Annotated in this window: 26 protein-coding genes; 14 read left to right on the top strand and 12 right to left on the bottom strand. The window is 65.6% G+C overall.

The window, feature by feature from the left end:
* The first annotated feature begins 19 nt into the window (after nucleotides 1-19).
* Together ACSR1C_RS06055 and ACSR1C_RS06050 are read left to right on the top strand one after the other, a co-directional pair.
* A complete protein-coding gene (locus ACSR1C_RS06055; RefSeq protein ID WP_460258439.1) occupies nucleotides 20-514 on the top strand; it encodes a hypothetical protein in 495 nt (164 codons plus the stop codon).
* A complete protein-coding gene (locus tag ACSR1C_RS06050; RefSeq protein WP_460258438.1) occupies nucleotides 507-902 on the top strand; it encodes a cell division protein ZapA in 396 nt (131 codons plus the stop codon). Before ACSR1C_RS06055 ends, ACSR1C_RS06050 begins: the two co-directional genes overlap by 8 nt.
* A gap of 127 nt (nucleotides 903-1,029) precedes the next feature.
* Here ACSR1C_RS06050 and grxD read toward each other — a convergent pair whose 3' ends face one another.
* From grxD to ACSR1C_RS06030, 4 genes are all read right to left on the bottom strand, one after another.
* Nucleotides 1,030-1,392, bottom strand: a complete 363-nt coding sequence (grxD, locus tag ACSR1C_RS06045; RefSeq protein ID WP_460258437.1) for a Grx4 family monothiol glutaredoxin — start codon at nucleotides 1,390-1,392, stop codon at nucleotides 1,030-1,032.
* Between the two features lie 62 nt (nucleotides 1,393-1,454).
* Nucleotides 1,455-1,697 carry a BolA/IbaG family iron-sulfur metabolism protein gene (locus ACSR1C_RS06040; protein WP_460258436.1) on the bottom strand — a complete coding sequence of 81 codons (243 nt, stop codon included), beginning with the start codon at nucleotides 1,695-1,697 and terminating at the stop codon, nucleotides 1,455-1,457.
* 59 nt (nucleotides 1,698-1,756) lie between these two features.
* Complete coding sequence (purL, locus tag ACSR1C_RS06035) at nucleotides 1,757-3,916, bottom strand: phosphoribosylformylglycinamidine synthase subunit PurL (RefSeq protein ID WP_460258435.1); 2,160 nt, start codon at nucleotides 3,914-3,916, stop codon at nucleotides 1,757-1,759.
* A 305-nt stretch (nucleotides 3,917-4,221) separates the two neighbouring features.
* Nucleotides 4,222-5,127 (bottom strand): LysR family transcriptional regulator, encoded by a 906-nt coding sequence (locus ACSR1C_RS06030; protein WP_460258434.1) that lies wholly within the window; start codon nucleotides 5,125-5,127, stop codon nucleotides 4,222-4,224.
* A gap of 314 nt (nucleotides 5,128-5,441) precedes the next feature.
* On the opposite strand from ACSR1C_RS06030, the gene ACSR1C_RS06025 reads away from it, so the two are divergent.
* The 10 genes from ACSR1C_RS06025 (at nucleotide 5,442) to ACSR1C_RS05980 (ending at nucleotide 13,425) form a co-directional block, all read left to right on the top strand.
* Nucleotides 5,442-6,314, top strand: a complete 873-nt coding sequence (locus ACSR1C_RS06025; protein ID WP_460258433.1) for a lysophospholipid acyltransferase family protein — start codon at nucleotides 5,442-5,444, stop codon at nucleotides 6,312-6,314.
* Complete coding sequence (locus ACSR1C_RS06020) at nucleotides 6,314-7,126, top strand: glutamate racemase (protein ID WP_460258432.1); 813 nt, start codon at nucleotides 6,314-6,316, stop codon at nucleotides 7,124-7,126. Before ACSR1C_RS06025 ends, ACSR1C_RS06020 begins: the two co-directional genes overlap by 1 nt.
* 58 nt (nucleotides 7,127-7,184) lie before the next feature.
* Nucleotides 7,185-8,213, top strand: a complete 1,029-nt coding sequence (argC, locus tag ACSR1C_RS06015) for an N-acetyl-gamma-glutamyl-phosphate reductase (protein ID WP_460258431.1) — start codon at nucleotides 7,185-7,187, stop codon at nucleotides 8,211-8,213.
* A 13-nt stretch (nucleotides 8,214-8,226) separates the two neighbouring features.
* On the top strand, nucleotides 8,227-8,673 hold the full coding sequence (gene ccmE / locus ACSR1C_RS06010; RefSeq protein WP_460258430.1) for a cytochrome c maturation protein CcmE: 447 nt from the start codon (nucleotides 8,227-8,229) through the stop codon (nucleotides 8,671-8,673).
* Nucleotides 8,674-8,736: 63 nt separating this feature from the next.
* Nucleotides 8,737-9,348 (top strand): holin-associated N-acetylmuramidase, encoded by a 612-nt coding sequence (locus tag ACSR1C_RS06005; protein WP_460258429.1) that lies wholly within the window; start codon nucleotides 8,737-8,739, stop codon nucleotides 9,346-9,348.
* Nucleotides 9,339-9,911 (top strand): holin family protein, encoded by a 573-nt coding sequence (locus ACSR1C_RS06000; protein ID WP_460258428.1) that lies wholly within the window; start codon nucleotides 9,339-9,341, stop codon nucleotides 9,909-9,911. The genes ACSR1C_RS06005 and ACSR1C_RS06000 overlap by 10 nt, the downstream gene beginning before the upstream one ends.
* The gene (locus tag ACSR1C_RS05995; RefSeq protein WP_460258427.1) at nucleotides 9,908-10,051 is read left to right on the top strand and encodes a hypothetical protein; all 144 of its coding nucleotides are present in this window, start codon (nucleotides 9,908-9,910) and stop codon (nucleotides 10,049-10,051) included. The genes ACSR1C_RS06000 and ACSR1C_RS05995 overlap by 4 nt, the downstream gene beginning before the upstream one ends.
* 82 nt (nucleotides 10,052-10,133) lie before the next feature.
* The gene (locus ACSR1C_RS05990; protein ID WP_460258426.1) at nucleotides 10,134-12,110 is read left to right on the top strand and encodes a heme lyase CcmF/NrfE family subunit; all 1,977 of its coding nucleotides are present in this window, start codon (nucleotides 10,134-10,136) and stop codon (nucleotides 12,108-12,110) included.
* 5 nt (nucleotides 12,111-12,115) lie between these two features.
* The gene (locus ACSR1C_RS05985) at nucleotides 12,116-12,574 is read left to right on the top strand and encodes a cytochrome c-type biogenesis protein (protein WP_460258425.1); all 459 of its coding nucleotides are present in this window, start codon (nucleotides 12,116-12,118) and stop codon (nucleotides 12,572-12,574) included.
* 74 nt (nucleotides 12,575-12,648) lie between these two features.
* A complete protein-coding gene (locus ACSR1C_RS05980) occupies nucleotides 12,649-13,425 on the top strand; it encodes an enoyl-CoA hydratase-related protein (RefSeq protein WP_460258577.1) in 777 nt (258 codons plus the stop codon).
* A gap of 117 nt (nucleotides 13,426-13,542) precedes the next feature.
* Here ACSR1C_RS05980 and gltA read toward each other — a convergent pair whose 3' ends face one another.
* Both gltA and gltX read right to left on the bottom strand, forming a co-directional pair.
* Nucleotides 13,543-14,838: a citrate synthase gene (gltA, locus tag ACSR1C_RS05975; protein WP_460258424.1), complete on the bottom strand. Its 1,296-nt coding sequence runs from the start codon at nucleotides 14,836-14,838 to the stop codon at nucleotides 13,543-13,545.
* Between the two features lie 74 nt (nucleotides 14,839-14,912).
* Nucleotides 14,913-16,316 carry a glutamate--tRNA ligase gene (gene gltX, locus ACSR1C_RS05970; RefSeq protein WP_460258423.1) on the bottom strand — a complete coding sequence of 468 codons (1,404 nt, stop codon included), beginning with the start codon at nucleotides 16,314-16,316 and terminating at the stop codon, nucleotides 14,913-14,915.
* Between the two features lie 79 nt (nucleotides 16,317-16,395).
* Between gltX and ACSR1C_RS05965 the strand changes: the two genes are divergently transcribed.
* Nucleotides 16,396-18,432 carry a ComEC/Rec2 family competence protein gene (locus tag ACSR1C_RS05965; RefSeq protein WP_460258422.1) on the top strand — a complete coding sequence of 679 codons (2,037 nt, stop codon included), beginning with the start codon at nucleotides 16,396-16,398 and terminating at the stop codon, nucleotides 18,430-18,432.
* Nucleotides 18,433-18,436: 4 nt separating this feature from the next.
* Here ACSR1C_RS05965 and lexA read toward each other — a convergent pair whose 3' ends face one another.
* The 6 genes from lexA to ACSR1C_RS05935 form a co-directional block, all read right to left on the bottom strand.
* Nucleotides 18,437-19,126: a transcriptional repressor LexA gene (gene lexA / locus ACSR1C_RS05960; RefSeq protein WP_460258421.1), complete on the bottom strand. Its 690-nt coding sequence runs from the start codon at nucleotides 19,124-19,126 to the stop codon at nucleotides 18,437-18,439.
* Nucleotides 19,127-19,218: 92 nt separating this feature from the next.
* Nucleotides 19,219-20,391 carry a molybdopterin molybdotransferase MoeA gene (locus ACSR1C_RS05955; RefSeq protein WP_460258420.1) on the bottom strand — a complete coding sequence of 391 codons (1,173 nt, stop codon included), beginning with the start codon at nucleotides 20,389-20,391 and terminating at the stop codon, nucleotides 19,219-19,221.
* The gene (moaC, locus tag ACSR1C_RS05950) at nucleotides 20,391-20,867 is read right to left on the bottom strand and encodes a cyclic pyranopterin monophosphate synthase MoaC (protein WP_460258419.1); all 477 of its coding nucleotides are present in this window, start codon (nucleotides 20,865-20,867) and stop codon (nucleotides 20,391-20,393) included. Before moaC ends, ACSR1C_RS05955 begins: the two co-directional genes overlap by 1 nt.
* Nucleotides 20,867-21,673 (bottom strand): indole-3-glycerol phosphate synthase TrpC, encoded by an 807-nt coding sequence (gene trpC / locus ACSR1C_RS05945; protein ID WP_460258418.1) that lies wholly within the window; start codon nucleotides 21,671-21,673, stop codon nucleotides 20,867-20,869. Before trpC ends, moaC begins: the two co-directional genes overlap by 1 nt.
* Nucleotides 21,670-22,689 carry an anthranilate phosphoribosyltransferase gene (gene trpD, locus ACSR1C_RS05940; protein ID WP_460258417.1) on the bottom strand — a complete coding sequence of 340 codons (1,020 nt, stop codon included), beginning with the start codon at nucleotides 22,687-22,689 and terminating at the stop codon, nucleotides 21,670-21,672. The genes trpC and trpD overlap by 4 nt, the downstream gene beginning before the upstream one ends.
* Nucleotides 22,686-23,267, bottom strand: coding sequence for an aminodeoxychorismate/anthranilate synthase component II (locus ACSR1C_RS05935; protein ID WP_460258576.1), 582 nt, complete (start codon nucleotides 23,265-23,267; stop codon nucleotides 22,686-22,688). Before ACSR1C_RS05935 ends, trpD begins: the two co-directional genes overlap by 4 nt.
* A gap of 143 nt (nucleotides 23,268-23,410) precedes the next feature.
* Between ACSR1C_RS05935 and ACSR1C_RS05930 the strand changes: the two genes are divergently transcribed.
* Entirely contained in the window at nucleotides 23,411-24,814 is a 1,404-nt protein-coding gene (locus ACSR1C_RS05930) for a divergent polysaccharide deacetylase family protein (RefSeq protein ID WP_460258416.1), read from the top strand.
* Nucleotides 24,815-24,920: the final 106 nt, after the last annotated feature.

The raw sequence follows: 24,920 nt of genomic DNA, 5'->3' as shown, positions 1-24,920 counted from the left end.
AAGACCGGAACGGGCAGAAATGAGCGATATTACCGAACTGGAGCGCCGGATCACCGCCGCGCTGGAACGAATCGGCAAGGGCGCCGAGGCGCTGTCGGCGGCGCGGGCCGATGCCGGGGCCGCTGCGGATGAAACCGAACTGACCCGCCTGACCGAGGCGCTGGAGGCCGAAAAGACCGCCAATGCCCAGCTCGAAGAGCGGGTGAAGGCGATTCGCGACAAGCAGGACACCCATCTGGCGCAGCTTGAATCCCGCGTGTCCAAGCTGGGCGCACGGGCCGAAGCCGCCGAGAAAGAGATCGACCGGCTGCGCCGCATCAATGCCGAATTGCGCGAGAATAACGCGGCCCTGCGCGCGGCCAATGCCGAAGGGCTGGGCGACGCGCATCTGATCAACAAATCCATGCTGACCGAACTGGATGCCCTGCGCGCGCTGCGCGACGGCGACCGGGCCGAGCTGGACGAGATCATCGAGGAACTGACGCCGCTGACCGGGGAGGACATCAATGCCTGACGTGCAGATCACCATTGGCGGGCGCAGTTTCGAAGTTGCCTGTCAGGAGGGTGAGGAAAAATTCCTGCTGTCCGCCGCGAAACTTCTGGATAACGAGGCCTCGGTTCTGGTCAGCCAGATCGGGCGGCTGCCCGAGGGGCGGATGCTGCTGATGGCGGGGCTGATGCTGGCCGACAAAACCGCCGGGCTGGAGGAAAAGCTGCGCGATGTCCAAGAGATGCTGGGCCAGAAAGAGGCCGAGCTGGAAACGCTGAAATCCGCCCCCAAACCGAAGCCCGAGCGGATCGAGGTGCCGGTGATCCCGCAAATCGTGACCGACAGCATGGCCGAGATCGCGGCGCGGGCCGAGGCCCTGGCCGGCGCGATCGAGGAAAAAACCAGGGCCTGAGGCGGGGACGGAAAAATCTTCACGAAGATTTTTCAGGTGGAAAAAATTTCGTGAAATTTTTTCGGGGTGCCTTGGCCGCAGAGGTTATTCGTCCGTAACCGGGGGCCGCCAAGGCACATGTGATGGATCAGGCGTTGGCTTCGCGGATCTTTTCGGCGGCGGCCTTGTCATAGGCCACGCCCAGATCGTCGAACAACTGGTCCAGCTCGCCCGACAGGGTCATCTCTGTGACGATGTCGCATCCACCGACGAATTCGCCCTTCACGTAAAGCTGCGGGACGGTCGGCCAATCGGAAAACTCCTTGATGCCCTGGCGCAGGGCGTCATCGGCCAGCACGTTCACATCGGCAAATGTCACACCCATGAAGTTCAGAACCCCCGCCACGCGGGACGAGAACCCGCATTGCGGCATTTCCTTGGTGCCTTTCATGTACAGCACCACATCATGGGCGGTGATGGTTTCCTGAATAAGGGTCTTGGCGTCAGCCATGCGTGCTTCCTTTCATGATCCGGCGCAGATCGGGCCGGAAATCCGGTTCGGCCGGGCAGGGGCTATTCCGGCACCTTCGTGGTCAGCGCCAGCGCGTGAAGCGCGCCGTTGCTGCCGGCCATCTTGTCCTTCAGCGCGGCATAGACCGCGCGCTGCTGCTGCACCCGGTTCTTGCCGCGAAACGATTCATCGACGACCTCGGCCGCCCAATGGTTGCCGTCGCCGGCCAGATCGGTGATCGTGATCCGCGCCTGTGGAAACTGCGCGCGGATGAGGTCTTCGATTTCCCGGGCTTCGATCGCCATATGCAGGATCCTTTCCTGTTCTTCCAAGATGTAGGTGACGACTTGCCCGCAGGCAAGCGTCAGGCCAACGCCGCCGCGAATGCGCCGCGCCAGAGCGCCGAAAGCTCGGCCAGCGGGGCCTCGGACGCACCGAATTTGACCACGTCGCCGCCGAACCGGCCCACGGTTTCGACCGGCACCCCGGCCTGACCCGCGGCCACCATCAGTGCCTCGGCCTGATCGAAATGGCAGGCCACCAGATAGCGCGCCTGATCCTCACCGAACAGGGTGGGGGTGTCGCCGCTGTCCAGATGCAGCCCGACGCCGCCGGCCTCGGCCATCTCGAACGCGGCCAGTGCCAGCCCGCCGTCGGACAGATCGGTGCAGGCGTCGATCAGATCGCGGTGGGCGCGGATGAAATCGCCGTTGCGGCGCTCGACATCCAGATCCACATGTGGCGCGTCGCCGTCTTCGCGGTGGAATACCTCTGCCAGCAGGGCGGACTGGCCCAGATGGCTGCCGCCCGCGCCGATCAGCAGGGCAAGCTGGCCCTCGCCGGCCGCGCCCGCGATCAACTCGTCCAGATGTGCCAGCAGGCCGACCGCGCCGATCGTCGGCGTGGGCAGGATCGCCTGACCGTCGGTTTCATTGTAAAGTGACACGTTGCCCGACACGATCGGCATGTCCAGCGCCGCCACGGCCGCGCCGATGCCTTTGATCGCGCCGACGAACTGGCCCATGATTTCTGGCTTTTCGGGATTGCCGAAATTCAGGTTGTCGGTGCTGGCCAAGGGGCGGGCGCCCACGGCGCACAGGTTGCGGAATGCCTCGGCCACGGCCTGTTTGCCGCCCTCGAACGGGTTGGCCTTCACATAGCGCGGCGTCACGTCAGAGGTGAAGGCCAGCGCCTTGTCGGTGCCATGCACCCGGATCACGCCCGCGCCCAGCCCCGGCGCGCGCACCGTATCGGCCATGACCTGGGTGTCGTATTGTTCATAGACCCAGGCCTTGGCGGCATAGTTGGGCGATGCCAGCAGCGCGCGCAGCCCGTCGATCGGGTCGATGCCCGGCACGTCGTCCAGCGGCGCGGCGGCGGCGGTTTCGACCCAGGGGCGGTCATATTCCGGCGCGGTGCCCGACAGCGCCTTGAGCGGCAGATCGGCCTTGCACACGCCATTGTGCATGACAAGGAAACGATCCTCGTCGATCGTTTCGCCGACGATGGCAAAATCGAGATCCCATTTGTCGAACACCGCCTTGGCCTCGGCCTCTTTCTCGGGGCGCAGCACCATCAGCATCCGTTCCTGGGATTCAGACAGCATCATCTCATACGCGGTCATGTTCTCTTCGCGGCAGGGCACCTTTTCCAGATCGAGCCGCACGCCCAGATCGCCCTTGTCGCCCATTTCGACGGCCGAGCAGGTGAGGCCCGCCGCGCCCATATCCTGAATCGAGATCACCGCGCCCGTGGCCATCAGCTCCAGCGTGGCCTCCATCAGCCGCTTTTCGGTGAACGGGTCGCCGACCTGAACGGTGGGGCGCTTTTCCTCGATCGTATCGTCGAACTCGGCGCTGGCCATGGTGGCGCCACCGACGCCGTCGCGCCCGGTCTTGGCACCAAGATAGACCACCGGCATGCCGACGCCCGAGGCGGCGGAATAGAAAATCTTGTCCGCATCGGCCAGACCGGCGGCAAAGGCGTTCACAAGGCAGTTGCCGTTATAGGCGGGATGGAACCGCACCTCGCCGCCCACGGTCGGCACGCCGAAACAGTTGCCATAGCCGCCCACGCCTTCGACAACGCCGTTCACAAGCTGCCGGGTCTTGGGATGCGCGATTTCACCGAAGCTGAGCGCGTTCATCGCCGCCACGGGGCGCGCGCCCATGGTGAACACGTCGCGCAGAATGCCGCCCACGCCGGTGGCCGCGCCCTGATAGGGCTCGATATAGCTGGGGTGGTTATGGCTTTCCATCTTGAACACCACGGCCTGCCCGTCGCCGATGTCGACAACGCCCGCGTTTTCACCGGGGCCGCAGATCACCTGCGGGCCGGTGGTCGGCAGGGTGCGCAGCCATTTCTTGGAGGACTTGTAGGAACAATGCTCGTTCCACATCGCCGAAAAAATGCCAAGCTCGGTAAAGCTCGGCTCCCGGTTCAGCAGGCGCAGGATTTCGGCATATTCATCGGGCTTGAGCCCATGGGCGGCGATCAGCTCTTCGGTGATCTGCGGTTCTTGCATGTCTGTCTCTCCTTGCGGCAGGTGCGTTTTACGCAGGCTCGGGGCCGGAAGGAAGCGGCAAAATGAAAACCCTGTCCGGCACAGGGGCGCAGGGTCCCCGTCTGGCACCGTGCCCGGCATGTCGACAGGCGGGTGCGAAAACGCCAAAAAAAATGGCCGAGACGAAGCTCGGCCAAAGTCCAACAGGGAGGTGAAGAGCAGCGGGATAACGCCGCCTTCACGGGCCATCTATGGGGCGCGGGGGCCTGGTTCAAGGGAAAAGATGCCGCAGTTGCAGCATGGCCGATATGCGAATTTCGCATAGCTTACGGTTTGGGTGCCTTTTTTATACGCTTTCTGTGTTCGAAGATCTCTTCGGTCACGAAGTCGCGGAAGACGGCGATCCGCTTGGATTGGCGCAGCTCTTCGGGGTAGGCAAGGAAGACGGGAACCTCGGTGCTTTCCACGTCGGGCAGGACGCGAACCAGTTCCGGGAAATCCTCGGTCAGGTAGTCGGGCAGAACCCCGATGCCCAGATTGTTGATGACCCCCTGCAACACGCCGAAATAGTTGTTCACCGTCAGGGTCGAGGGGATGTCATGGGTCATCAGCTCGCGCACCAGCGACGCCCCGGCCGAAACCTGCGCGGCATTGATGTTCTGACAGATCAGCCGATGCGTGCGCAGCTCTTCCATGGTTTTGGGCGTGCCACGTCCGGCCAGATAGTCCGGCGACGCATACAGCCGCATCCGCACCGTCATCAGCCGCTTGCGGATCAGGTCGGCCTGGCTGGGCTCTTTCATGCGGATCGCGACGTCGGCCTCGCGCATGGGCAGGTCCAGCAGCCGTTCTTCCAGCATCAGGTCGATCTTCAGGTCGGGGTATTTTTCATAGAGCTTGGGCAGGCGCGGCGCCAGCCACAGCGTGCCGAAGCCAAAGGTGGTGGTGACCCGCAACTCGCCGAACATTTCCTCTTCGCTGTCGCGAATCCGGGCTTCGGCGGTTTCCAGACGCTTGGCCATGGCGGCGGTGGCGTCGAACAGCAATTCGCCCTGCTCGGTCAGAATCAGCCCCCGCGCATGGCGGTGGAACAGCGTGGCGTTCAGGCTTTCCTCCAGCGCGCGGATCTGGCGCGACACCGCCGATTGCGACAGATGCAGCACATCGCCCGCATGGGTCAGGCTGCCCGCATCCGCGACCGCGTGAAAAATCCTGAGCTTGTCCCAATCCATTATGTAATTCTCGAATAGCTGCTATGCATCTGCGCGTTGATACCTACTCTGAGCGATTTACGCATTGCAATTGAAGACTGGCAAAAGCCGATTTTTCGGGTCCGGCGGCAGGGCGTATTGCCGCGAAGCTGCCCGCTTTGCATGACAGCTGCGCGATGACAAGGCACGATGTCAGTTCGGCGGCGCGGCGGGCCGTGAAGTGCGGCGGCTTCGCCACGGGGCATGGCTGCGCTATATTGTCTTTCGCGAGGGGGACGTTTTCGCTATGCCGCGTCCGATGCGCCATACGGGCGCGGGATCAGGGGTACGCCGCCATGAATCGGCATGTCGCACGGGATATCAGCTATGCCAGCTCGGCACGCTCCAGAAGCGGGCGCGCAGTGATCCGCGTGCTGGAAAACGCCACCGGCCGGCTGCGGCTGATCCGGCGCGCCGAAGGCTATGAGGCCGAAGTGGCGGCGGGCCGCGATTTCTGGGATGTGCTGGTCGAACGCTATGGGCTGAGCCTTGATCTGACCGGCGGCAGCCTGGGCAATATCCCCGCCAACGGGCCGCTGATTGTGATCGCCAATCATCCTTACGGCATTCTTGACGGGCTGATGATGGGGCATATCCTGTCGAAAATGCGGGGCGATTTCCGGATCATGGCCCATTCCGTGTTCCGCAAGGCCGAGGATCTGAACCGGGTCATCCTGCCGATCAGCTTCGATGACAGCAAAGCGGCGGTGCAGATGAATGTCGCCACGCGCCGCGACGCGCTGGCCTATCTGGGGCAGGGCGGCGCGATCGGGGTGTTCCCCGGCGGCACGGTTTCAACGGCGGCGCGGCCGTTTTCGCCGCCGATGGATCCGGGCTGGCGCGGCTTCACGGCGCGGATGGTGGCGAAATCCGGCGCGACCGTGGTGCCGGTCTATTTCGAGGGTCATAATTCGCGCCTGTTCCAACTGGCCAGCCATCTGCATGCGACACTGCGGCTGGCGCTGCTGATCAAGGAATTCCGTGCCCGGGTGGACGAACCCGTGCGCGCGGTGATCGGTGCGCCGATCCCGCAAGAGCAGCTGGACGCCCATGCGCGCGACCCCAAAGCAATGATGGATTTCCTGCGCAAAGCGACGTATGAGCTGTCTCCGAACGCCTTGAAGTCCTACGATTACGGCTTCGAGTTCGAGGAGAAGCACAAAGCATAATGGCTGTCGGCATTTTTGATTCAGGTCTGGGCGGGCTGACCGTGCTGGACGCGGCGGTGAAGCGGCTGCCGGATGTTCCGTTCGTCTATCTTGGCGACAATGCGCACACGCCTTACGGGGTGCGCGATGCCGATGATATTTTCGCGCTGACCACCAAAGGGGTGGAGCGGCTGTGGGATGCGGGCTGTGATCTGGTGATTCTGGCGTGCAACACCGCCTCGGCCGCGGCGCTGAAGCGGATGCAGGAAACCTGGATTCCCGAAAACAAGCGGGTGCTGGGCGTGTTCGTGCCGCTGATCGAGGCGCTGACCGAACGGCAGTGGGGCGACAATTCCCCCCCGCGCGAGGTTGCGGTCAAGCATGTGGCGCTGTTCGCCACCCCCGCCACGGTGTCCAGCCGCGCGTTTCAGCGCGAACTGGCGTTCCGCGCCGTCGGTGTGGATGTCGAGGCGCAGCCGTGCGGCGGTGTCGTCGACGCGATTGAGCAGGGCGACGAGCTTTTGGCCGAGGCGCTGGTGCGCAGCCATGTCGAGGCATTGCTGCGGAGGATGCCCAAGCCCGAAGCCGCGGTACTGGGCTGCACCCATTACCCGCTGATGGAGCAAGTGTTCCGCGAAGCGCTGGGGCCGGACGTGGCCGTCTATTCGCAGGCCGATCTGGTCGCCGAAAGTCTGGCCGATTACCTGACCCGCCATCCGGACATGCTGGGCACGGGAACGGCGTCGATGTTCCTGACCACCGGCGATCCGGCCAAGGTGTCGAACAAGGCGATGCAGTTCCTGCGACGACGGATCGAATTTCAGCCTGCCTGATTGCGGGCGCTGACGTGTTCGCCTACATCCACAGCATGTTTTTCTGGAAGGTCACGTAATGACCCATAATATCGCCATTCTGGGCGCCTCCGGCTATACCGGGGCAGAACTTGTCCGGCTGATCGCCACCCATCCCGCGATGCGGATTGTCGCCCTGTCGGCGGACCGCAAGGCAGGGATGACCATGGCAGAGGTGTTTCCGCATCTGCGCCACCTGGACCTGCCCGCGCTGGTCAAGATCGACGAGATCGACTTTGCCAGTGTTGATCTGGTGTTCTGCGCGTTGCCGCATGCCACCTCTCAGGCGGTGATCAAGGAACTGCCGCACGATCTGAAGATCGTCGATCTGTCGGCCGATTTCCGGCTGCGCGATCCGGCGGAATATGAAAAATGGTACGGCAAGCCCCACGCCGCCGTCGAGATGCAGAAAGAGGCGGTTTACGGCCTGACCGAATTCTACCGCGCCGAGATCAAGGCCGCGCGGCTGGTCGCGGGCACTGGCTGCAACGCCGCGACAGGCCAGTACGCGATCCGCCCGTTGATCGAGGCCGGGGTGATCGATCTGGACGAAATCGTGATCGACCTGAAGGCCGCCGTGTCGGGCGCGGGCCGGTCGCTGAAGGAAAACCTGCTGCATGCCGAGCTGTCCGAAGGCTATCAGGCCTATGCGGCGGGCGGCACCCACCGGCATCTGGGCGAGTTCGATCAGGAATTCACCAAGGCCGCCGGTCGTCCGGTGCGGGTGCAGTTCACCCCGCACCTGATCCCGGCGAACCGGGGCATTCTGGCCACCGTCTATGTGCGCGGTGATGCCGCAGCGGTGCATGATGCCTTGGCAGATGCCTATAAAGATGAGATTTTCATTCAGGTCCTGCCGATGGGGCAGCATCCGTCGACCAAACATGTACGCGGTTCCAACTTTGTGCATATCGGTGTGGTGGCGGATCGGCTGCCGGGGCGGGTGATGGTGATTGCGGCGCTCGACAACCTGACCAAGGGGTCGTCGGGTCAGGCGTTGCAGAACGCCAATCTGATGCTTGGGGAGGACGAGGCCGCCGGCCTGATGCTGGCGCCGGTCTTTCCCTGAAGGGGAGCGAGAGATGCGCGGGTTGAAGAAACAAAGACGGATCCAGATCATCATGGTGGCCTTCGTGGCGCTGGCCGTGTCCACGGCGCTGATCGGCTATGCGATGCGTGACGGGATCAACTTCTTCCGCTCGCCCAGCCAGATCGTCGAGACGCCGCCAGCCCCGAACGAGGTGTTCCGCATCGGCGGGCTGGTCGAGGAAGGCACCCTGATCCGCGATCAGGGCGAAACCGTACGCTTTTCGGTGACCGATGGCGGTGCCACGGTGCCGGTCACCTTCACCGGTGTGTTGCCCGACCTGTTCGAGGAAAACCAGGGCATGATCGGCACCGGACGCTATGTGAACGGTATCTTCGAAGCCTCTGAAATCCTTGCCAAACACGATGAGAACTACATGCCGAAAGAGGTGGTGGACGCGCTGAAGGAGCAAGGCGTCTATCAGGAACCGAGCGGCAGCTAGAGCGCTTTTTAACCAAATTGCACCGAATATTCCCCCGGGTTCCACAAGGCTCGGAGGTTTTTCATGTTGTCGGTGGAAGAGATCGCGAAAGAGATCGTTGCCCGAGAGGGCGGCTATGTGAACGACCCGGACGATCCGGGCGGCGCCACGAAATACGGCGTGACCGTCGGCACGATGCAGCGGCTGGGGCTGGATCTGACCGGCGACGGCGCGGTGAACGCCGAAGATGTGCGCGCGCTGACCCGCGCGCAGGCGGAACAGATTTTCATTGATCATTATTATCGGGGGCCGGGGATCGATGCGCTGCCGGATCAGATTCGCGCCTCGGTCTTCGATATGCAGGTGAATGCCGGTGCCAATGCGATCCGCATTCTGCAACGGCTGCTGCGCGACATGGGGCAGGCGGTGCGGGTGGATGGTGCGATCGGGCCGCAAACCGTCGCCGCCGCGCAATCGGCCGCGCAGGCCGCGCCCGAACATCTGGCCGACGCTTATGGAATCGCCCGGCGCAACTACTATTACGCGCTGGCCGATTCCCGCCCGGCCAGCCGCAAATACGCGCGCCGCCGCGATGGTGGCAAGGGCGGCTGGATCACCCGCGCCGAGGCGTTCATCGCCCTGCGCTATCATCTGAGCGAAGCAGATCACGCGGAAAGGGTTGCGGCATGGGGCTGATCGACGGGATGTTCACGGTGCTGTTCGGAAATGGCGCCAACATGGTCAAGGACACGGCCGAGGTGTTTCGCGTCAACGCCGAGGCCAGCGAGGCCCGCGCGACCGCGACGCAGCAGGCGGTGATGCAGCAATTCGCCAGCGAATTCACTCAGCGTGACAAGGGCCTGTTCGACCGGGTGATCGACGGGCTGAACCGGCTGCCGCGTCCGGCGCTGGCGCTGGGAACGATCGGGTTGTTCGTCTCGGCCATGGTCGCCCCGATCTGGTTTGCCGAACGGATGCAGGGCATCACCCTGGTGCCCGAGCCGCTGTGGTGGCTGTTCGGCGCGATCATCTCGTTCTATTTCGGGGCGCGCCATCAGGTGAAAGGGCAGGAATTTCAACGCTCCCTCGCCGAAACCATGGCCCGCGTTCCGGTGATGGCGGGCAATCTGCGTGCGTTGCAAAGCGTCGCCGAACCCCCCGTGTTGCAACGGGCCCTGACCCTGCCGTCCGCGCAGCCTGCGGGCCGCTATGAAACCGGCCCGAACCGGGCGCTGGACGACTGGCGGGCGGGCGCATGAACGTCCCGCTGCTGGCGGCGCTGATCGCCGGGCTGAGTTCGATCAGCCTGTTTCACCACTGGCGCCGCCGGGGCCGGGACGAGGCGCTGATGCTGGCGGTGCTGGCGGCGGGTACCATGCTGACGCTGACCGGCGTCTGAGCCGCGCAAAACGTTCCCCTGTGGCGTGGTACCGCAGGTTTCCCCATTGGCGCGGTCGCGCGTTGGCCCTACTATCCGCGCCATGTTTATAGAACTTGGCCACTTCGCCCTGATCCTCGCCTTCGCCGTCGCCCTTGTGCAGATGGTCGTTCCCCTTATTGGTGCCCACAAGGGCTGGAGCAGCTGGATGGCCGTGGCCGAACCGGCGGCCACCGCGCAGTTCCTGCTGACCGCAGTCAGCTTCGCAGCGCTGACCTATGCGTTCGTGACCTCTGATTTTTCGCTGAAAATCGTGGTCGAGAATTCGCACACCGCTAAGCCGATGCTCTACAAGGTGTCGGGCGTCTGGGGGAACCACGAAGGTTCCATGCTGTTGTGGGTGCTGATCCTGACGCTGTTCGGTGCGCTCGCGGCGTGGTTCGGCGCGGGCCTGCCGCCCACCTTGCGGGCGCGGGTGCTGGCGGTGCAATCGGCCATCGCGGTCGCGTTTTTCGCCTTTATCCTGTTCACCTCCAACCCGTTCACCCGGTTGGAGATTCCGCCCTTCGACGGCCAGGATCTGAACCCGCTGCTGCAAGACCCCGGCCTGGCCTTTCATCCGCCGTTTCTGTACCTGGGCTATGTCGGGCTTTCGATCTGTTTCTCCTTCGCCGTTGCCGCGTTGATCGAGGGGCGGGTGGACGCCGCCTGGGGCCGCTGGGTGCGGCCTTGGACGCTGCTGAGCTGGCTGTTCCTGACCGTCGGCATCGCACTGGGATCCTGGTGGGCCTATTACGAATTGGGCTGGGGCGGCTTCTGGTTCTGGGATCCGGTGGAAAATGCCAGTTTCATGCCCTGGCTGCTGGCCGCGGCCCTGCTGCATTCGGCCATCGTGGTCGAAAAGCGCGAGGCGCTGAAAAGCTGGACCATCCTGCTGGCGATCATGGCGTTCGGGTTTTCGCTGATCGGCACGTTCATCGTGCGGTCGGGCGTCATCACCAGCGTTCATGCCTTCGCCAGCGACCCCACGCGCGGGGTGTTCATCCTGTTGATTTTGGCGCTGTTCATGGGCGGTGCGCTGACGCTTTATGCCGCGCGGGCGGGGGCGATGCAGGCCAAGGGCGTGTTCGGCATGGTCAGCCGCGAATCGGCGCTGGTGCTGAACAACATCCTGCTGGCGGTCGCGGCGCTGGTGGTGTTCGTCGGCACGATCTGGCCGCTGCTGGCAGAGCTGGCCTTTGACCGCAAGCTGTCGGTCGGCGCGCCGTTCTTCGACATGGCCTTCACCCCCTTCATGGTGCTGCTGGCGCTGATCCTGCCCGTAGGTGCGATCCTGCCGTGGAAACGCGCGCGGCTGGGCCGGGCGCTAAAACAGTTGCGCGGGGCGCTGGTCCTGTCGCTGGCGCTGGCCGCGCTGGTCTGGGCGATGCAGGCCGAGCGCTCGGCGCTGGGGCCGGTGGGGCTGTTCTTGGGGGCCTGGCTGATTTCGGGCTCTGTCGTCGATCTTTTGATGCGCTCCGGGCGCGGCGCCATGGGCGCGCGGCTGCGCCGCATGATCCGCCTGCCGCGCGCCGATTGGGGCAAGTCGATCGCCCATGCCGGGCTTGGCATCACGATCTTCGGTGTTGCCGCGCTGACCGCCTGGCAGCAGGAGGATATCCGCGTTACCCAACTGGGCGAGCGGTTCGAGGTCGGCGATTGGGGCATCAGCCTGGACGCGGTCGAGCAGGTACAGGGCCCCAATTATTTCGCGACGCGGGGCACGATAAGCGTCTGGCGCGGCGCGCGGAAGCTTTATGATCTGTATCCCGAAAAACGCAACTATCCGGTGGCGCGCATGCCCACAACCGAGGCCGCGATCCATAACGGCATCCTGCGCGACGTCTATCTGGTGATCGGCGATCCGCAGGCGGATGGCGGCTGGGCGGTGCGCACCTATATCAAGCCCTTCGCCAACTGGATCTGGATCGGCGCGATCATCATGGCCTTCGGCGGCGTCATGAGCCTGAGCGACCGGCGCTACCGGGTGGCGGCCGGCGCACGCAAGGCGGCGGTCCCTGGCGCGGTACCGGCGGAATGAGGCGCATGAAACACCTGATCCTGGCGCTGTGCCTGATGCTGGCCGCGCCGATGGCGCTGGCGGTGGAACCCGCCGAGATGCTGGCCGACCCGACGCTGGAGGCCCGCGCACGCGAGATTTCCAAGGAACTGCGCTGTCTGGTGTGCCGCAATGAAAACATCGACGAATCGAATGCCGAACTGGCCCACGACCTGCGTGTTCTGGTGCGCGACCGGCTGAGCGAGGGAGACAGCGACGAACAGGTCGTGGCCTTCGTCGTGGACCGCTACGGCGAATATGTACTGCTGAAACCGCGCGCCACCGGCGCCAATCTGCTGCTGTGGATCGCGGGGCCGTTGATGTTCGTGATCGCGCTGATCATCGGCTTTTTCTACTTGCGTGGCCGCCGCCGTGCCGAAGAGCCGCCGCGCGACGCGCTGACCGAGGCCGAGGCGGCACGGCTGAAGGAAATAATGCGTCCGTGACCCCGCGTTTCGCTTCCCTGACCGGCGCTCCGGCCTATGCTGGCGCGACATGGGACGAGGGGGAGAGAGACGCGATGGACTATCAGACCATCCTGCTGACGATCGAACATGACGTGGCGGTTCTGACGCTGAACCGGCCCGACAAGATGAATGCGCTGAACAGCCAGATGCGGGCCGAAATCGCCCATGCCGCGCGGGTCGCCGGCGAAGAGGCGCGGGTGCTGGTGTTGACCGGGGCCGGGCGGGCCTTTTGCGCGGGTCAGGATCTGGGCGATGACGCCAACGCCGCCCGGGGTGACATGGAGCGCACCCTGCGTGATGAATACGTGCCGATGCTGCGGCGCATCTTTGATTGTCCGGTGCCGACCATCGCCGCGGTGAACGGTCCGGCGGCGGGGGCGGGGGCCAATCTGGCGCTGGCCGCCGATGTGGTGATCGCGTCGGACGTGGCCAGCTTTTCCCAGGCGTTCACCCGGATCGGGCTGATCCCCGACGCGGGCGGCACCTATTGGTTGCCGCGCCAGGTGGGGTTCGCGCGCGCCATGGGGGCGGCTTTGTTCGCGGACTCGATCACTGCGCAGCAGGCTGTGGACTGGGGCATGATCTGGGAAGCGGTCGCCGCCGACGGGTTCGACGCCCACTGGAAGGCGCGCGCCGCCGCGTTGGCCACCGGGCCGACCGTGGCCTATGCCAAGGTGAAAGAGGCGTTGCGGGCCTCGTTCAGCAACGATCTGGAACAGCAGCTTCTGGTCGAGGCGCGGCTGCAGGGTATCTGTGGCAACACCCGCGATTTCAAAGAGGGCGTTCTGGCCTTTTTGGAAAAACGCCCGGCCCGGTTCGAGGGTCGGTAAGGCAGGGCAGGAAGAAAACTCCCGAATTTTCTTCGGCCTGAAAAATCTTCGGGAAGATTTTTCCCAATGAAAAAGGCTGCCCCAACGGGCAGCCTTTTTCAATCGGTTGGGGTCGGTTTACCGGTCTTCCACCTCGACATAGTCGCGCAGGGTGTGCCCGGTATAAAGCTGACGCGGACGGCCGATTTTCAGTGCCGGGTCCGAGATCATCTCTTTCCACTGGCTGACCCAGCCGATGGTGCGCGACAGCGCGAAGATCGGCGTGAACATCGAGGTTGGAAAGCCCATCGCCTCCAGAATGATGCCGGAGTAGAAATCCACGTTCGGGAACAGCTTCTTCTCGGCGAAATACGGATCGGCCAGCGCCTGCTTTTCCAGTTCCTTGGCGACCTGAAGCGTCGGGTTGTTGTCGACACCCAGCAGATCCAGAACCTCGTCTGCGGATTGCTTCATCACCTTGGCGCGCGGGTCGAAGTTCTTATAGACCCGGTGGCCGAAGCCCATCAGGCGGAACGGATCGCTCTTGTCCTTGGCGCGGGCGATGAATTCGGGGATGCGATCCACGGTGCCGATTTCGCGCAGCATTTCCAGACAGGCCTGGTTGGCGCCGCCATGGGCAGGGCCCCACAGACAGGCAATGCCCGCCGCGATCGAGGCGAACGGGTTCGCCCCCGAGGACGACGCCAGACGCACCGTCGAGGTCGAGGCGTTCTGCTCGTGATCGGCATGGAGGGTAAAGATCCGGTCCATGGCGCGGCTCAGGATCGGGTCCACCTCGTATTCCTCGGCCGGTACCGCAAAGCACATGCGCAGGAAGTTCGAGGCATAGTCCAGATCGTTGCGCGGATACACGAAAGGCTGGCCGATCGTGTACTTATAGGCCATCGCCGCGATGGTGGGCATTTTCGCGATCAGGCGGATCGAGGCGACCTCGCGCTGCCAGGGGTCGGAAATATCGGTGCTGTCGTGATAGAAGGCCGACATCGCGCCGACCACGCCGACCATGACGGCCATCGGATGTGCGTCGCGGCGGAAGCCCGAGAAGAACTTGTGCATCTGCTCGTGCACCATGGTGTGGCGCGTGACGCGGAATTCGAAATCTTCCAGCTGGGCGGCGGTGGGCAGATCGCCATAGAGCAGCAGATAGCAGACCTCAAGGTAATGCGATTTTTCGGCCAGCTGATCGATCGGGTACCCGCGATGCAGCAACTCGCCCTTGTCACCATCGATGAAGGTGATGGTGGATTCGCAGGACGAGGTCGAGGTGAAGCCCGGATCGTGGGTGAACACGCCGCCCTGGCTGTAAAGCTTGGTGATGTCGATGACATCCGGCCCGGCGGTGGGCGAATACATCGGAAGCTCCAGGGTCTTGCCGTCGAAGCTCAGCGTTGCGGTCTTGGTGCTGTCTGCCATTCTTGTCCCCTCAGAAGAACCGGCATGTCGACGCTGCCGGTCGGTGTCGTTAAAAAGCGGACCATGGACCCCGCTCAGGACTTCACGTCAGCGATCCGGGCAAGTGTTTCGTCCCGTCCGATGACAATCATCATATCAAATACGCTGGGCGATACCGTTCGCCCCGCAAGCGCCGCGCGCAAGGGCTGGGCAAGCTTGCCCAGCTTCAGGTCATGGGCCTGCGCAAACGTGGCCACAGTCGCTTCCAGCGCGTCTCGCGTCCAGCTAGCATTTTGCAGATGCGGCGTCAATTCCGTCAGTATACCACGGGATACATTATCGAGTGACCTGGCCGCTTTTTCGTCCGGGACGAAGGGCCGGGCTTCCAGAACGAAATAGGCCTTTTCAATCAGTTGGGGGAAAGTTTTCGCCCCCACCTTGACGAAGGGCAAGGCGCGGGCCAGCCCGTCTTTTTGCGCGGCCGTCAAGGACGCCGCCCCGGTGGCCTGCAAAAACCCCTCCAACTCGTGCAGCAGCGCAGCATCGTCGCTGGCCGCGATATGCTGACCCGACAGGTTTTCCAGCTTCTTGAAATCGAACCGGGCGGGGGATTTGCCGATTCCCTCGAATCCGAACCACGCTTTCGCCTGTTCGTCGGTGAAGAATTCATCGTCGCCATGGCTCCAGCCCAGCCGCGCCAGATAGTTGCGCATCGCCGCCGCCGGATAGCCCATGGCCTGATATTCCTCGACCCCCAGCGCGCCGTGGCGCTTGGACAGCTTCTTGCCATCGGGGCCATGGATCAGCGGGATATGGGCAAAGACCGGCACGTCCCAGCCCATCGCGTGATAGATCTGCATCTGACGCGCCGCATTGGCCAGGTGGTCATCCCCCCGGATCACATGGGTCACGCCCATGTCATGGTCATCCACCACCACAGCCAACATATAGGTGGGTGTGCCGTCCGAACGTAACAGAACCATGTCATCGAGCTGATCATTGGCCCAGGTCACGTCGCCTTGAACCTGATCGCGGATCACGGTGGCGCCGTCGCGCGGGGCCTTCAGCCGTACCACATGGGGCGCATCCGGGTGGCTGGCCGGGTCGGTATCGCGCCACGGCGATTGATAGAGGGTCGAGCGTCCCCCGGCCTTGGCAGCCTCGCGGAAGGCGGCGATTTCATCCTGGCTGGCAAAGCATTTATAGGCGTACCCGGCGTCCAACATCTGATGCGCGACCTCGGCGTGGCGGTCGGCGCGATCAAACTGGCTGATTGCATCGCCGTCCCAGTCCAGCCCCAGCCAGGTCAGCCCCTTCAGGATCGCCGCGGTTGCCTCGGGGGTTGAGCGGGCGCGGTCGGTATCTTCGATCCGCAGCAGGAACTTGCCGCCGCGGCCGCGGGCATAAAGCCAGTTGAACAGCGCTGTGCGCGCGCCCCCGATATGCAGAAAGCCGGTGGGCGACGGGGCAAAACGGGTGACGACCTGGGCCTCGGACATGGGCGCGTTAACCTTCTGGAAACTTATTGGGACATAGCGTTGGCGCTTGAGTAATCAATCGGGCAGGAGAGGACAAGCCATGCGCGCCCTCGACGCCATTGCGGCCCAGCGGGGGCATCTTTTCCCTTGGGCGCCGGTGGCGATGGCCCTCGGCGTGGGGCTGTATTTTGCCCTGCCGGCCGAGCCCGGGCCGTGGCACTGGGCCGGGCTGGGCGCGCTGGCCCTGGCCGGGCTGTGCGCGCTGCGGTTGGGGGGCGAGCGGCAGGCGCCGCTGCTGATCGCGCTGGTGCTGCTGCTGGCGGGGCTGCTGCTGGCGGGCGCGCGCAGCCATCTTGTCGCGGCCCCGGTGCTGAAATACCGATTTTACGGCGCGGTCGAGGGGCGGGTGATTGCCATCGACCGCTCGCAATCCGACGTGCCGCGACTGACGCTGGATCGGGTCTGGATGGAACGGGTGCCCGCCGATGAAACGCCGCTGCGGCTGCGCGTCTCGCTTCACGGCACGCATGGCGTGTTCGACCCGATGCCGGGGCAGATCGTGGCGCTGACGGCGCATCTGTCGCCGCCACCCGCGCCAGCCGAGCCAGACGGCTTCAACTTTCAGCGCCGGGCCTGGTTCGACCGGCTGGGGGCGGTCGGCTATGCCCGCAGCCCGGCGGTGCTGATCGCGCCGGTGGGGCCGGGGCAGGCGGGACTGTTCATCCACCGCAGCCGCATGATGCTGTCTGCGGCGATTCGGGCGCGCATGCCCGGCGACGCGGGCGCCTTCGCCGCCGCAATCCTGACCGGCGACCGCTCGGCCATGTCGCAGCCGACGTTACAGGCGCTGCGCGACGCCAATCTGGCGCATCTGCTGGCGATTTCGGGCTTGCATATGGGGCTGCTGACCGGGTTCGTCTTCGCCGCGCTGCGCTATGGGCTGGCGCTGATCCCGCCGCTGGCGCTGCGCCTGCCGGTGCGCAAGCTGGCTGCCGTTCTGGCATTGCTGGCGGCGGCGGTTTATCTGGCACTGTCGGGCGGCAACGTCGCGACCCAGCGCGCCTTTGTCATGGTTGCGGTCATGCTGGGCGCGGTGCTGGCCGACCGCCGGGCGCTGACCCTGCGCGCCGTGGCGCTGGCGGCGCTGATCGTGCTGGTGCTGCAACCCGAAAGCCTGACCGGCCCGGGGTTCCAGATGTCCTTTGCCGCAACCACCGCGCTGGTGGCGGTGTTCGGGGCGCTGCGCGACTGGCCCGAGGATCGCTGGCGCCCGCCGCGCATCCTGCGCCCGGTGCTGGCGGTGGTGATTTCCTCGGCGGTGGCGGGGGCGGCGACCGCCCCGATCGGTGCCGCGCATTTCAATCAGGTGGCGCAATACGGGCTGCTGGCGAATCTGCTGACGGTGCCGCTGATGGGCACGCTGGTGATCCCGGCGGCGGTGCTGGCCGGTGTGCTGGCACCGTTCGGCCTGGCCTTTGTCGGGTTTGCGGCGATGCGGTTGGGGATCGGATGGATCCTGGGGGTCGCGGGCTGGGTCGCGGGGCTGGACGGGGCGACCTGGCCGGTGGTGATGCCCGGCGGATGGGTGCTGCCGCTGCTGGCGCTGGGGATGCTGTGGCTGATGCTGTGGCAGGGCCGGATGCGGCTGGCGGGGCTGGTACCGGTCGGGCTGAGCCTGATTCTGTGGTCGCAGGCCGCGCGCCCGGCGCTGCTGATTGCGGAAACCGGTGGGTTGATCGGGGTGATGACCCCGGACGGTCGGGCCCTGAGCAAACCCGGCGGTGACGGGTTCACCGTGCGGATCTGGCTGGAAAATGACGGCGACGCCGCTGCGCAGGACGTGGCTTTTGCCCGTCCCGGTCTGCGCGGCGCCAAAGGGTTCCTGCGCACCGAGGTCGCGGGCCAGCCCTTCGTGCATCTGTCGGGGCGCGGCTGGGCCGAGCGGCTGGAAGAGGCCTGCGCCACCGGCTGGGTGATCGTGCCGCAGCGGCTGAAACAGCCCGTGCCGCGCGATTGCGTGCTGTTCGACCAGCGTAAACTGGCGCAAACCGGCGCGATCGCGGTGTGGGCGGGGGCGGACGGGCCGATCCTTATCAGTGCCAAGGCGCGGGCGGGCCGCCGGCCCTGGGTGCAATAGCGGCTCAGTAGCTGCGGATTAGCCCGACCAGACGGCCCTGTACCTTGACCTGATCGGATCGCAGCACCCGGGTTTCATAGGCCGGGTTGGCCGCCTCAAGCGCGATCATGTCGCCGCGGCGGCGAAACCGTTTCAGCGTCGCCTCGTGACCTTCGACCAGGGCCACCACGATCTCTCCATTCTCGGCAGTGCCTTGTTCGCGGATCACCACCACATCGCCGTCATTGATCCCGGCGTCGATCATCGAATCGCCCTTGACCTCCAGCGCGTAATGATGCCCGCGCCCCGACAGCATAGAGCCGGGCACCGCCACAGTATGTGACACCTCGCTGATCGCCTCGATCGGGGTGCCGGCGGCGATACGGCCCATCACCGGCAGTTCCAGCGCATGCACCGCATCGACCGGCATTGCAGCGGCGGGCGGGGGTGGGGGCGCGTCGCCGTCGATGACGCGCGGGGCAAAGCCTGTATGCCCCATCGCATCGGGCAGTTTGATGATTTCGATCGCGCGGGCGCGGTGGGCCAGACGGCGGATAAAGCCACGCTCTTCCAATGCGGTGATCAGCCGGTGAATACCCGATTTGGATCGCAGATCCAGCGCCTCTTTCATTTCGTCGAACGAGGGCGGCACCCCGTCACGTTGCAGGCGCGTATGGATGAATTCGAGCAATTCCAACTGTTTGCGGGTCAGCATGCGCGGCTCCTCAGGATCACGGGCCCCCGTCAAGCCGGGGCATTGTTCACCCTTGTTCTACGCATGTTCCCGTTTTGTGTCAACCCGCGCGATCACAGCGGCAGATAGTCAACCATGTCGCCAATCGCGCGCGCTGGATCGTGGGGCGGGCGCAGGATCAGGGCCCGGGCTTGCGACAGAATGGTCAAAAGCGCGCTGTCCTGACGGTCGAACGGGGCCAGCCCCGCCGCCGTGATCCGGGCGCGCATGTAATGTTCGCGCGGGCCGTTTTCGGCCAGCGGGACGGCCAGTTTCCCATGCAGGCGCGGCGCGGGCGCGGCACCCAGGCCCAGCATGGCCCGGATCGCGGGAAGAACGAACACATGCCCGCAAACCATAGAAGATACAGGATTACCCGGAAGACCGATCATCGCGGACCCGGCCAGATGCCCGGCCATCAGCGGCTTGCCCGGCCGCATCGCGACCTTGTAGAATGATTGCTTCATCCCCAGCTCGGCGGCGACCGCGCCGACGATATCGTGATCGCCCACCGACGCACCGCCGATGGTCAGGATCAGATCGGCGCCGCGCGCCAGCGCGAACACCGCCTTCAGAGACGCCGCATCGTCGCGCGCGATCGGCAGCAGCCGGGCAATGGCGCCTTCGGCTTCGACCATTGCCTTCAGTCCGAACCCGTTGGAGGCGATAATCTGATCGGGGCCGGGGGCCTCGCCAGGCATCACCAGTTCGTCGCCGGTGGCGATGATCGCGACCACGGGGCGGCGGCGCACCGGCACCTGCGCCACGTTCATCGCCGCCAGCAGCGCCAGATCGGCGGGCGACAGGCGGCGCGGCGCGTCGATCCGGTCACCGACCTTGAAATCGGCCCCGGCGGGGCGGATATGCGGACCGCGATCCAGCGCATGGCCCAGCGTGATGATATCGCCGCTGCGGCTGGTATCCTCTTGAATGATCACCCGGTCCGCGCCTTCGGGTACTGGCGCGCCAGTAAAGATGCGGACGGTCTGGCCGGGGCCGACGCGGCCCGCAAACCCGTGCCCGGCGGCGGCGGTGCCGATCACCTTGAACTGGGCGTCCGTCTCGGCCTCGACCGCGTTCAGCGCATAGCCATCCATGGCCGCGGCGGCGAAGGGCGGCTGATCGCGCCGGGCGGCGACGGGGGCGGCCAGGACACGGCCCGCGGCCTCGGCCAAGGCGACATCTTCGACCCCCAGCGGGGCGACAAGATCGAATATCCGCGCCAGCGCCGCCTCGACTGAAATCATCACTCTGCCTCGTAACGACCTGATTTACCGCCTTCTTTCAGCGTCAGGCGGATATCGGAAATGACCATGCTTTTCTCGACCGCCTTGATCATGTCGTACAGCGTCAGGGCAGCGGCCGAAACCGCGGTCAGGGCCTCCATCTCGACACCGGTCTGGCCGGAGGTCTTGACCGTGGCCTTGATCCGCACACCGGGCAATGCCGCATCGGGGGTCAGATCGACCGTGACCTTGGTAATCGGCAGCGGATGGCACAGCGGGATCAGTTCGGACGTCTTCTTGGCGCCCATGATCCCGGCCAGCCGCGCCACACCCAGAACGTCGCCCTTTTTGGCGCGACCTTCGGTAATCATTTCAAGGGTATCGGTGCGCATCTTCACGCAGCCTTCGGCCACGGCTACCCGCGCGGTTACCGGCTTGTCCGAGACATCGACCATATGGGCGCGGCCCTGGCTGTCGAAATGCGTCAGTTCGGGCATCAGACCGGTTCCACCGCATTGGCCAGCAGATCGCGGGTGGCCTGGGCCACGTCATCGCGGCGCATCAGGCTTTCGCCGATCAGGAAGCAGCGCGCGCCATGGCGGGCCATATCGGCCAGCTCGTCCGGTGTGTTCAGCCCGCTTTCCGAAATGATCATCCGGTCCGACGGGATCCCGCGCGCCAGGCTGCGGGTGGTGTCCAGCGTCGTCTCGAAGGTCTTGAGGTTGCGGTTGTTGATGCCGATCAGCGGCGATTTCAGGGTCAGGGCGCGGTCCAGTTCGGGTGCGTCGTGCACCTCGATCAGCGCGTCCATGCCCCAGCCCCGCGCGGCCTCTTCCAGTTCCGCCGCCTGGGCGTCGGACACGGACGCCATGATAATCAGGATGCAGTCCGCCCCCAGCGCGCGCGCCTCGGCCACCTGATAAGGGTCGTACATGAAATCCTTGCGCAAGGCGGGCAGCGCGACGGCGTCGCGCGCGGCGGTCAGATAGCTCTTGGCCCCCTGAAAGCTGGGCGTGTCGGTCAGCACCGACAGGCAGGTGGCGCCGCCGGCCGCATAGGCGCGGGCCAGCGCGGGCGGATCGAAATCAGCGCGGATCAGACCCTTGGACGGGCTGGCCTTCTTGATCTCGGCGATCAGGCCGTATCCGGTGGCCGACGCCTTGCGCAGCGCCTGGGCGAAACCGCGCACGGGGCTTGCGTCGCGCGCGGCGGCCTCGACCTGCGACAGCGGGCGCGCGGCCTTGTCGGCGGCGATCTCGTCCAGCTTGTAGGCCTTGATCTTGTCCAGAATGGTGCTGCTCATGCGGCCTCCGTCGTGATTTTCGCAAGGCCTCTGATCTTGGCCAGAGCCGCGCCGCTGTCGATGCTTTCCGAAGCCATTTCAACACCTTCGGGCAGGGTGGTGACCTTGTCGGCCACCACCAGCGCGGCGGCGGCGTTCAGCAAAACCGCATCGCGGTAGGCCGATTTCGCCCCGTCCAGAAGCGCACGGAAGGCGTGGCCGTTTTCCTCGGGCGTGCCGCCCAGGATCGCCTCGAACGGATGTACCGGCAGGCCGGCCTCTTCGGGGTGCAACTCGCGCTCGGCCACCTCGCCATCCTCCAGCGCCGCGACCCAGGACAGCCCCGCGATCGACAGCTCGTCGGTGCCATCGCCGCCATGCACCAGCCAGGCCTTTTCGGACCCCAACTCGCGCAGGGTTTCGGCCATCGGGCGGATCAGGGCGCGCGAAAACGCGCCGGTCAGTTGCCGCCTGACGCCTGCCGGGTTGGTCAGCGGCCCCAGGATGTTGAAGATCGTGCGCGTGCCCAGTTCGGTCCGGGCGGGCATCACATGCGCCATCGCCGGGTGATGCATCGGCGCCATCATGAAGCAGATCCCGACCTCGGCCAGCGCGCGTTCCGCCACACCGGGGCCGACCATCACGTGAATGCCCATCTGTCCCAGCGCATCCGCCGCGCCGGATTTCGACGACAGGTTGCGGTTGCCATGCTTGGCCACAGGCACACCCGCGCCCGCCACCACGAAGGCCGTGGCGGTCGAGATGTTCAGCGTGCCCTTGCCGTCGCCCCCGGTGCCGACGATATCCATCGCCCCCTCGGGGGCGGTCACGGCCCGGCACCTGGCGCGCATCACGGCGGCGGCGGCGGCGAATTCCTCGATCGTTTCGCCGCGGGTGCGCAGCGCCATCAGCAAGCCGCCGATCTGGGCCGGTGTGGCGTCGCCCGCGAACAGGATCTCGAAGGCGGCCTCGGCCTCGGCGCGGGTCAGGGCGCGGTCGGCGGCAAAGCCGATCAGGGGTTTGAGGGCGCCGCTCATGCCGGGACCTTCACCATATCCAGAAAATTCCGCAGCAGCGCGTGGCCATGCTCGGACGCGATGCTTTCGGGGTGGAACTGCACGCCGTGGATCGGCAGGTCCTTGTGGCGCAGCCCCATGATCGTGCCATCCTCAAGCCAGGCATTGACCGCCAGGCAATCGGGCAGGCTTGCACGTTCGACGATCAGGGAATGATAGCGGGTAGCCGCGAAGGGCGACGGCAGGCCGGCGAAGACACCGGTGCCGTCATGATGCATCTGCCCCATTTTGCCATGTACGATCGCGCCCGCCCGCACGACATGGCCGCCAAATGCCTCGCCGATGGTCTGGTGACCCAGGCAAACCCCCATCAGCGGCGTGCGGGTCTCGGCGACGGCGCGGGTCAGCGCCAGGCAGATCCCGGCCTGCGCCGGATCGCAGGGGCCGGGCGACAGCAGGATCGCAGACGGGTGCAGCGCCATCGCCTGCTGCACGTCCAGCGCGTCGTTGCGCCGGACCAGCACATCGGCGCCCAGCTCGCCCAGATAATGGACCAGATTATAGGTGAAACTGTCGTAATTATCTATCAGCAGCAGCATGAAGGCGCCCTTGGTGAATTTGGGGTGAACCCCGCGCGTGGTCGGGCTATACATGTTCAGAGCCGCGTGCCGGGGTCAAGGGCAGAGCGGCCACAGGGCAGGCCGGATGTAAACAGACGGCAAACAGACGGAGGCACAGGGACATGAGAGGCGTAGCAAGCGGTCTCATCTGGGGGGTGGTGGCGACAGGCGTGGGGCTGATCGTGGCCTCGTTGCTGGCGCCGATGCCGGAAATGCCGGCGCTGCGGGGCGCGCCCGCCACGCCGCCTGTGCTGGACACAACCGCCGAACCCGACAGCCTGCCAGCCGTGCCCGAACCTGCGGCCGCGCCGGCCAAGGCCCCGGCGACCGGCTCGGCCGAGCTTGCACCGGGATCGGAGTTCAACCGCCCGGCGCCCCAAACCCCGGGGCGGATGCCCGGCACGGATACGCCCGTGGTCCCCGCACCCGCCCCGGACGCGCCCGCGCCGGCCGGAATCGCGACCCGGCCCGCCCCCGACACCACACCCGCCATTACCCCCAAGGCCGGGATCGACACCCCCGACGCGATGACCGCGCCCAAGACGGGTGAAACCGGTGCCGTCAATCTGCCGGCCATGGCCGAGGCGCCGGTACAGCCCGGCCCCGCGCCGGTCAGCCCGCCCGCGCCCGGCACCGAGATGCCACCGGTGGCCCCGCAAAACCCGCCCGCGCCGCGGTCGGACGCGGCGGTGCCACCTGCGGAAACGCCGCCGGTCGGGATCGGCGTGCCAGTGCCCGCACTCGATATCCCGACGCCGGGGGTGCGCATCGGACGCTTGCCGACGATCGGCGCGGGCGGGCCCGAACAAGAGGCGCCGGAAGGCGCGTCCGCAGGCCCCGATCCGGCCCGGCTGGGGGCGCTGGCCCGCTACGGCGCGCCGTTCCAGCCCGAGGATGGCACGCCGCTGTTTTCGGTCATCCTGATCGACGCGGGGCCGGACGGGCTGGACCGCGCCGCGCTGACCACCTTCACCTTTCCGGTGACCTTCGCCATCGACGCCTCCCGCCCCGACGCGGCCGAGGCGCTGGCCGACTACCGGGCGGCGGGGTTCGAGGTGGTGCTGCTGACCGGCGGGATGCCGCAGGGCGCCACGCCGCAGGACCTGGAGGTCGCGCTGACCAGCTATCTGTCAGACCTGCCGCAGACGGTTGCGGTGATGGATCCCGAAACCGGCGGGTTCCAGACCAACCGGCCGCTGCTGCGCCAGCTGATGGCGATCGTGAAGGAAAGTGGCCATGGCGTAATCACCTATGACCGTGGTCTGAACACGGCCGAACAGATCGCCCAAAGCGCCGATGTGCCCGCTGGGCTGGTGTTCCGCACGCTGGACGCCAACCGCGAAACGGCGCCGACTATCCGCCGCTATCTGGATCGCGCCGCCTTCAAGGCCACGCAGGACGGGCATGTGATCATGGTCGGACACAGCTATGCCGAAACCGTCACGGCGCTGTTCGCCTGGGCGCTGGAAGGCAAGGGCGCCGAGGTGCAGATGGCCCCGGTTTCGGCGATCCTGCGCGGTCGGTGATCCGATTGCGCGCCTGCGGCGCATGTCATTGCTGTGCGCCGCCTGTGGCGGCGCGGTGCCTCCGGCGGGGATATTTGGACGAAAAAGAAGGGGGGGACTCTTTCCC

The sequence above is a fragment of the Actibacterium sp. D185-2 genome (assembly GCF_054954595.1).
The sequence above is the reverse complement of the archived record's forward strand: the minus strand, read 5'-3'. Positions and strand labels throughout refer to the sequence as shown.

Excerpts from the sequence above, each read along its gene's own strand:
- ACSR1C_RS06055 (WP_460258439.1), top strand. The coding sequence starts at position 20 with ATGAGCGATATTACCGAACTGGAGCGCCGGATCACCGCCGCGCTGGAA.
- ACSR1C_RS06050 (WP_460258438.1), top strand. The coding sequence starts at position 507 with ATGCCTGACGTGCAGATCACCATTGGCGGGCGCAGTTTCGAAGTTGCC.
- grxD (WP_460258437.1), bottom strand. The coding sequence starts at position 1,392 with ATGGCTGACGCCAAGACCCTTATTCAGGAAACCATCACCGCCCATGAT.
- ACSR1C_RS06040 (WP_460258436.1), bottom strand. The coding sequence starts at position 1,697 with ATGGCGATCGAAGCCCGGGAAATCGAAGACCTCATCCGCGCGCAGTTT.
- purL (WP_460258435.1), bottom strand. The coding sequence starts at position 3,916 with ATGCAAGAACCGCAGATCACCGAAGAGCTGATCGCCGCCCATGGGCTC.
- ACSR1C_RS06030 (WP_460258434.1), bottom strand. The coding sequence starts at position 5,127 with ATGGATTGGGACAAGCTCAGGATTTTTCACGCGGTCGCGGATGCGGGC.
- ACSR1C_RS06025 (WP_460258433.1), top strand. The coding sequence starts at position 5,442 with ATGAATCGGCATGTCGCACGGGATATCAGCTATGCCAGCTCGGCACGC.
- ACSR1C_RS06020 (WP_460258432.1), top strand. The coding sequence starts at position 6,314 with ATGGCTGTCGGCATTTTTGATTCAGGTCTGGGCGGGCTGACCGTGCTG.
- argC (WP_460258431.1), top strand. The coding sequence starts at position 7,185 with ATGACCCATAATATCGCCATTCTGGGCGCCTCCGGCTATACCGGGGCA.
- ccmE (WP_460258430.1), top strand. The coding sequence starts at position 8,227 with ATGCGCGGGTTGAAGAAACAAAGACGGATCCAGATCATCATGGTGGCC.
- ACSR1C_RS06005 (WP_460258429.1), top strand. The coding sequence starts at position 8,737 with ATGTTGTCGGTGGAAGAGATCGCGAAAGAGATCGTTGCCCGAGAGGGC.
- ACSR1C_RS06000 (WP_460258428.1), top strand. The coding sequence starts at position 9,339 with ATGGGGCTGATCGACGGGATGTTCACGGTGCTGTTCGGAAATGGCGCC.
- ACSR1C_RS05995 (WP_460258427.1), top strand. The coding sequence starts at position 9,908 with ATGAACGTCCCGCTGCTGGCGGCGCTGATCGCCGGGCTGAGTTCGATC.
- ACSR1C_RS05990 (WP_460258426.1), top strand. The coding sequence starts at position 10,134 with ATGTTTATAGAACTTGGCCACTTCGCCCTGATCCTCGCCTTCGCCGTC.
- ACSR1C_RS05985 (WP_460258425.1), top strand. The coding sequence starts at position 12,116 with ATGAAACACCTGATCCTGGCGCTGTGCCTGATGCTGGCCGCGCCGATG.
- ACSR1C_RS05980 (WP_460258577.1), top strand. The coding sequence starts at position 12,649 with ATGGACTATCAGACCATCCTGCTGACGATCGAACATGACGTGGCGGTT.
- gltA (WP_460258424.1), bottom strand. The coding sequence starts at position 14,838 with ATGGCAGACAGCACCAAGACCGCAACGCTGAGCTTCGACGGCAAGACC.
- gltX (WP_460258423.1), bottom strand. The coding sequence starts at position 16,316 with ATGTCCGAGGCCCAGGTCGTCACCCGTTTTGCCCCGTCGCCCACCGGC.
- ACSR1C_RS05965 (WP_460258422.1), top strand. The coding sequence starts at position 16,396 with ATGCGCGCCCTCGACGCCATTGCGGCCCAGCGGGGGCATCTTTTCCCT.
- lexA (WP_460258421.1), bottom strand. The coding sequence starts at position 19,126 with ATGCTGACCCGCAAACAGTTGGAATTGCTCGAATTCATCCATACGCGC.
- ACSR1C_RS05955 (WP_460258420.1), bottom strand. The coding sequence starts at position 20,391 with ATGATTTCAGTCGAGGCGGCGCTGGCGCGGATATTCGATCTTGTCGCC.
- moaC (WP_460258419.1), bottom strand. The coding sequence starts at position 20,867 with ATGCCCGAACTGACGCATTTCGACAGCCAGGGCCGCGCCCATATGGTC.
- trpC (WP_460258418.1), bottom strand. The coding sequence starts at position 21,673 with ATGAGCAGCACCATTCTGGACAAGATCAAGGCCTACAAGCTGGACGAG.
- trpD (WP_460258417.1), bottom strand. The coding sequence starts at position 22,689 with ATGAGCGGCGCCCTCAAACCCCTGATCGGCTTTGCCGCCGACCGCGCC.
- ACSR1C_RS05935 (WP_460258576.1), bottom strand. The coding sequence starts at position 23,267 with ATGCTGCTGCTGATAGATAATTACGACAGTTTCACCTATAATCTGGTC.
- ACSR1C_RS05930 (WP_460258416.1), top strand. The coding sequence starts at position 23,411 with ATGAGAGGCGTAGCAAGCGGTCTCATCTGGGGGGTGGTGGCGACAGGC.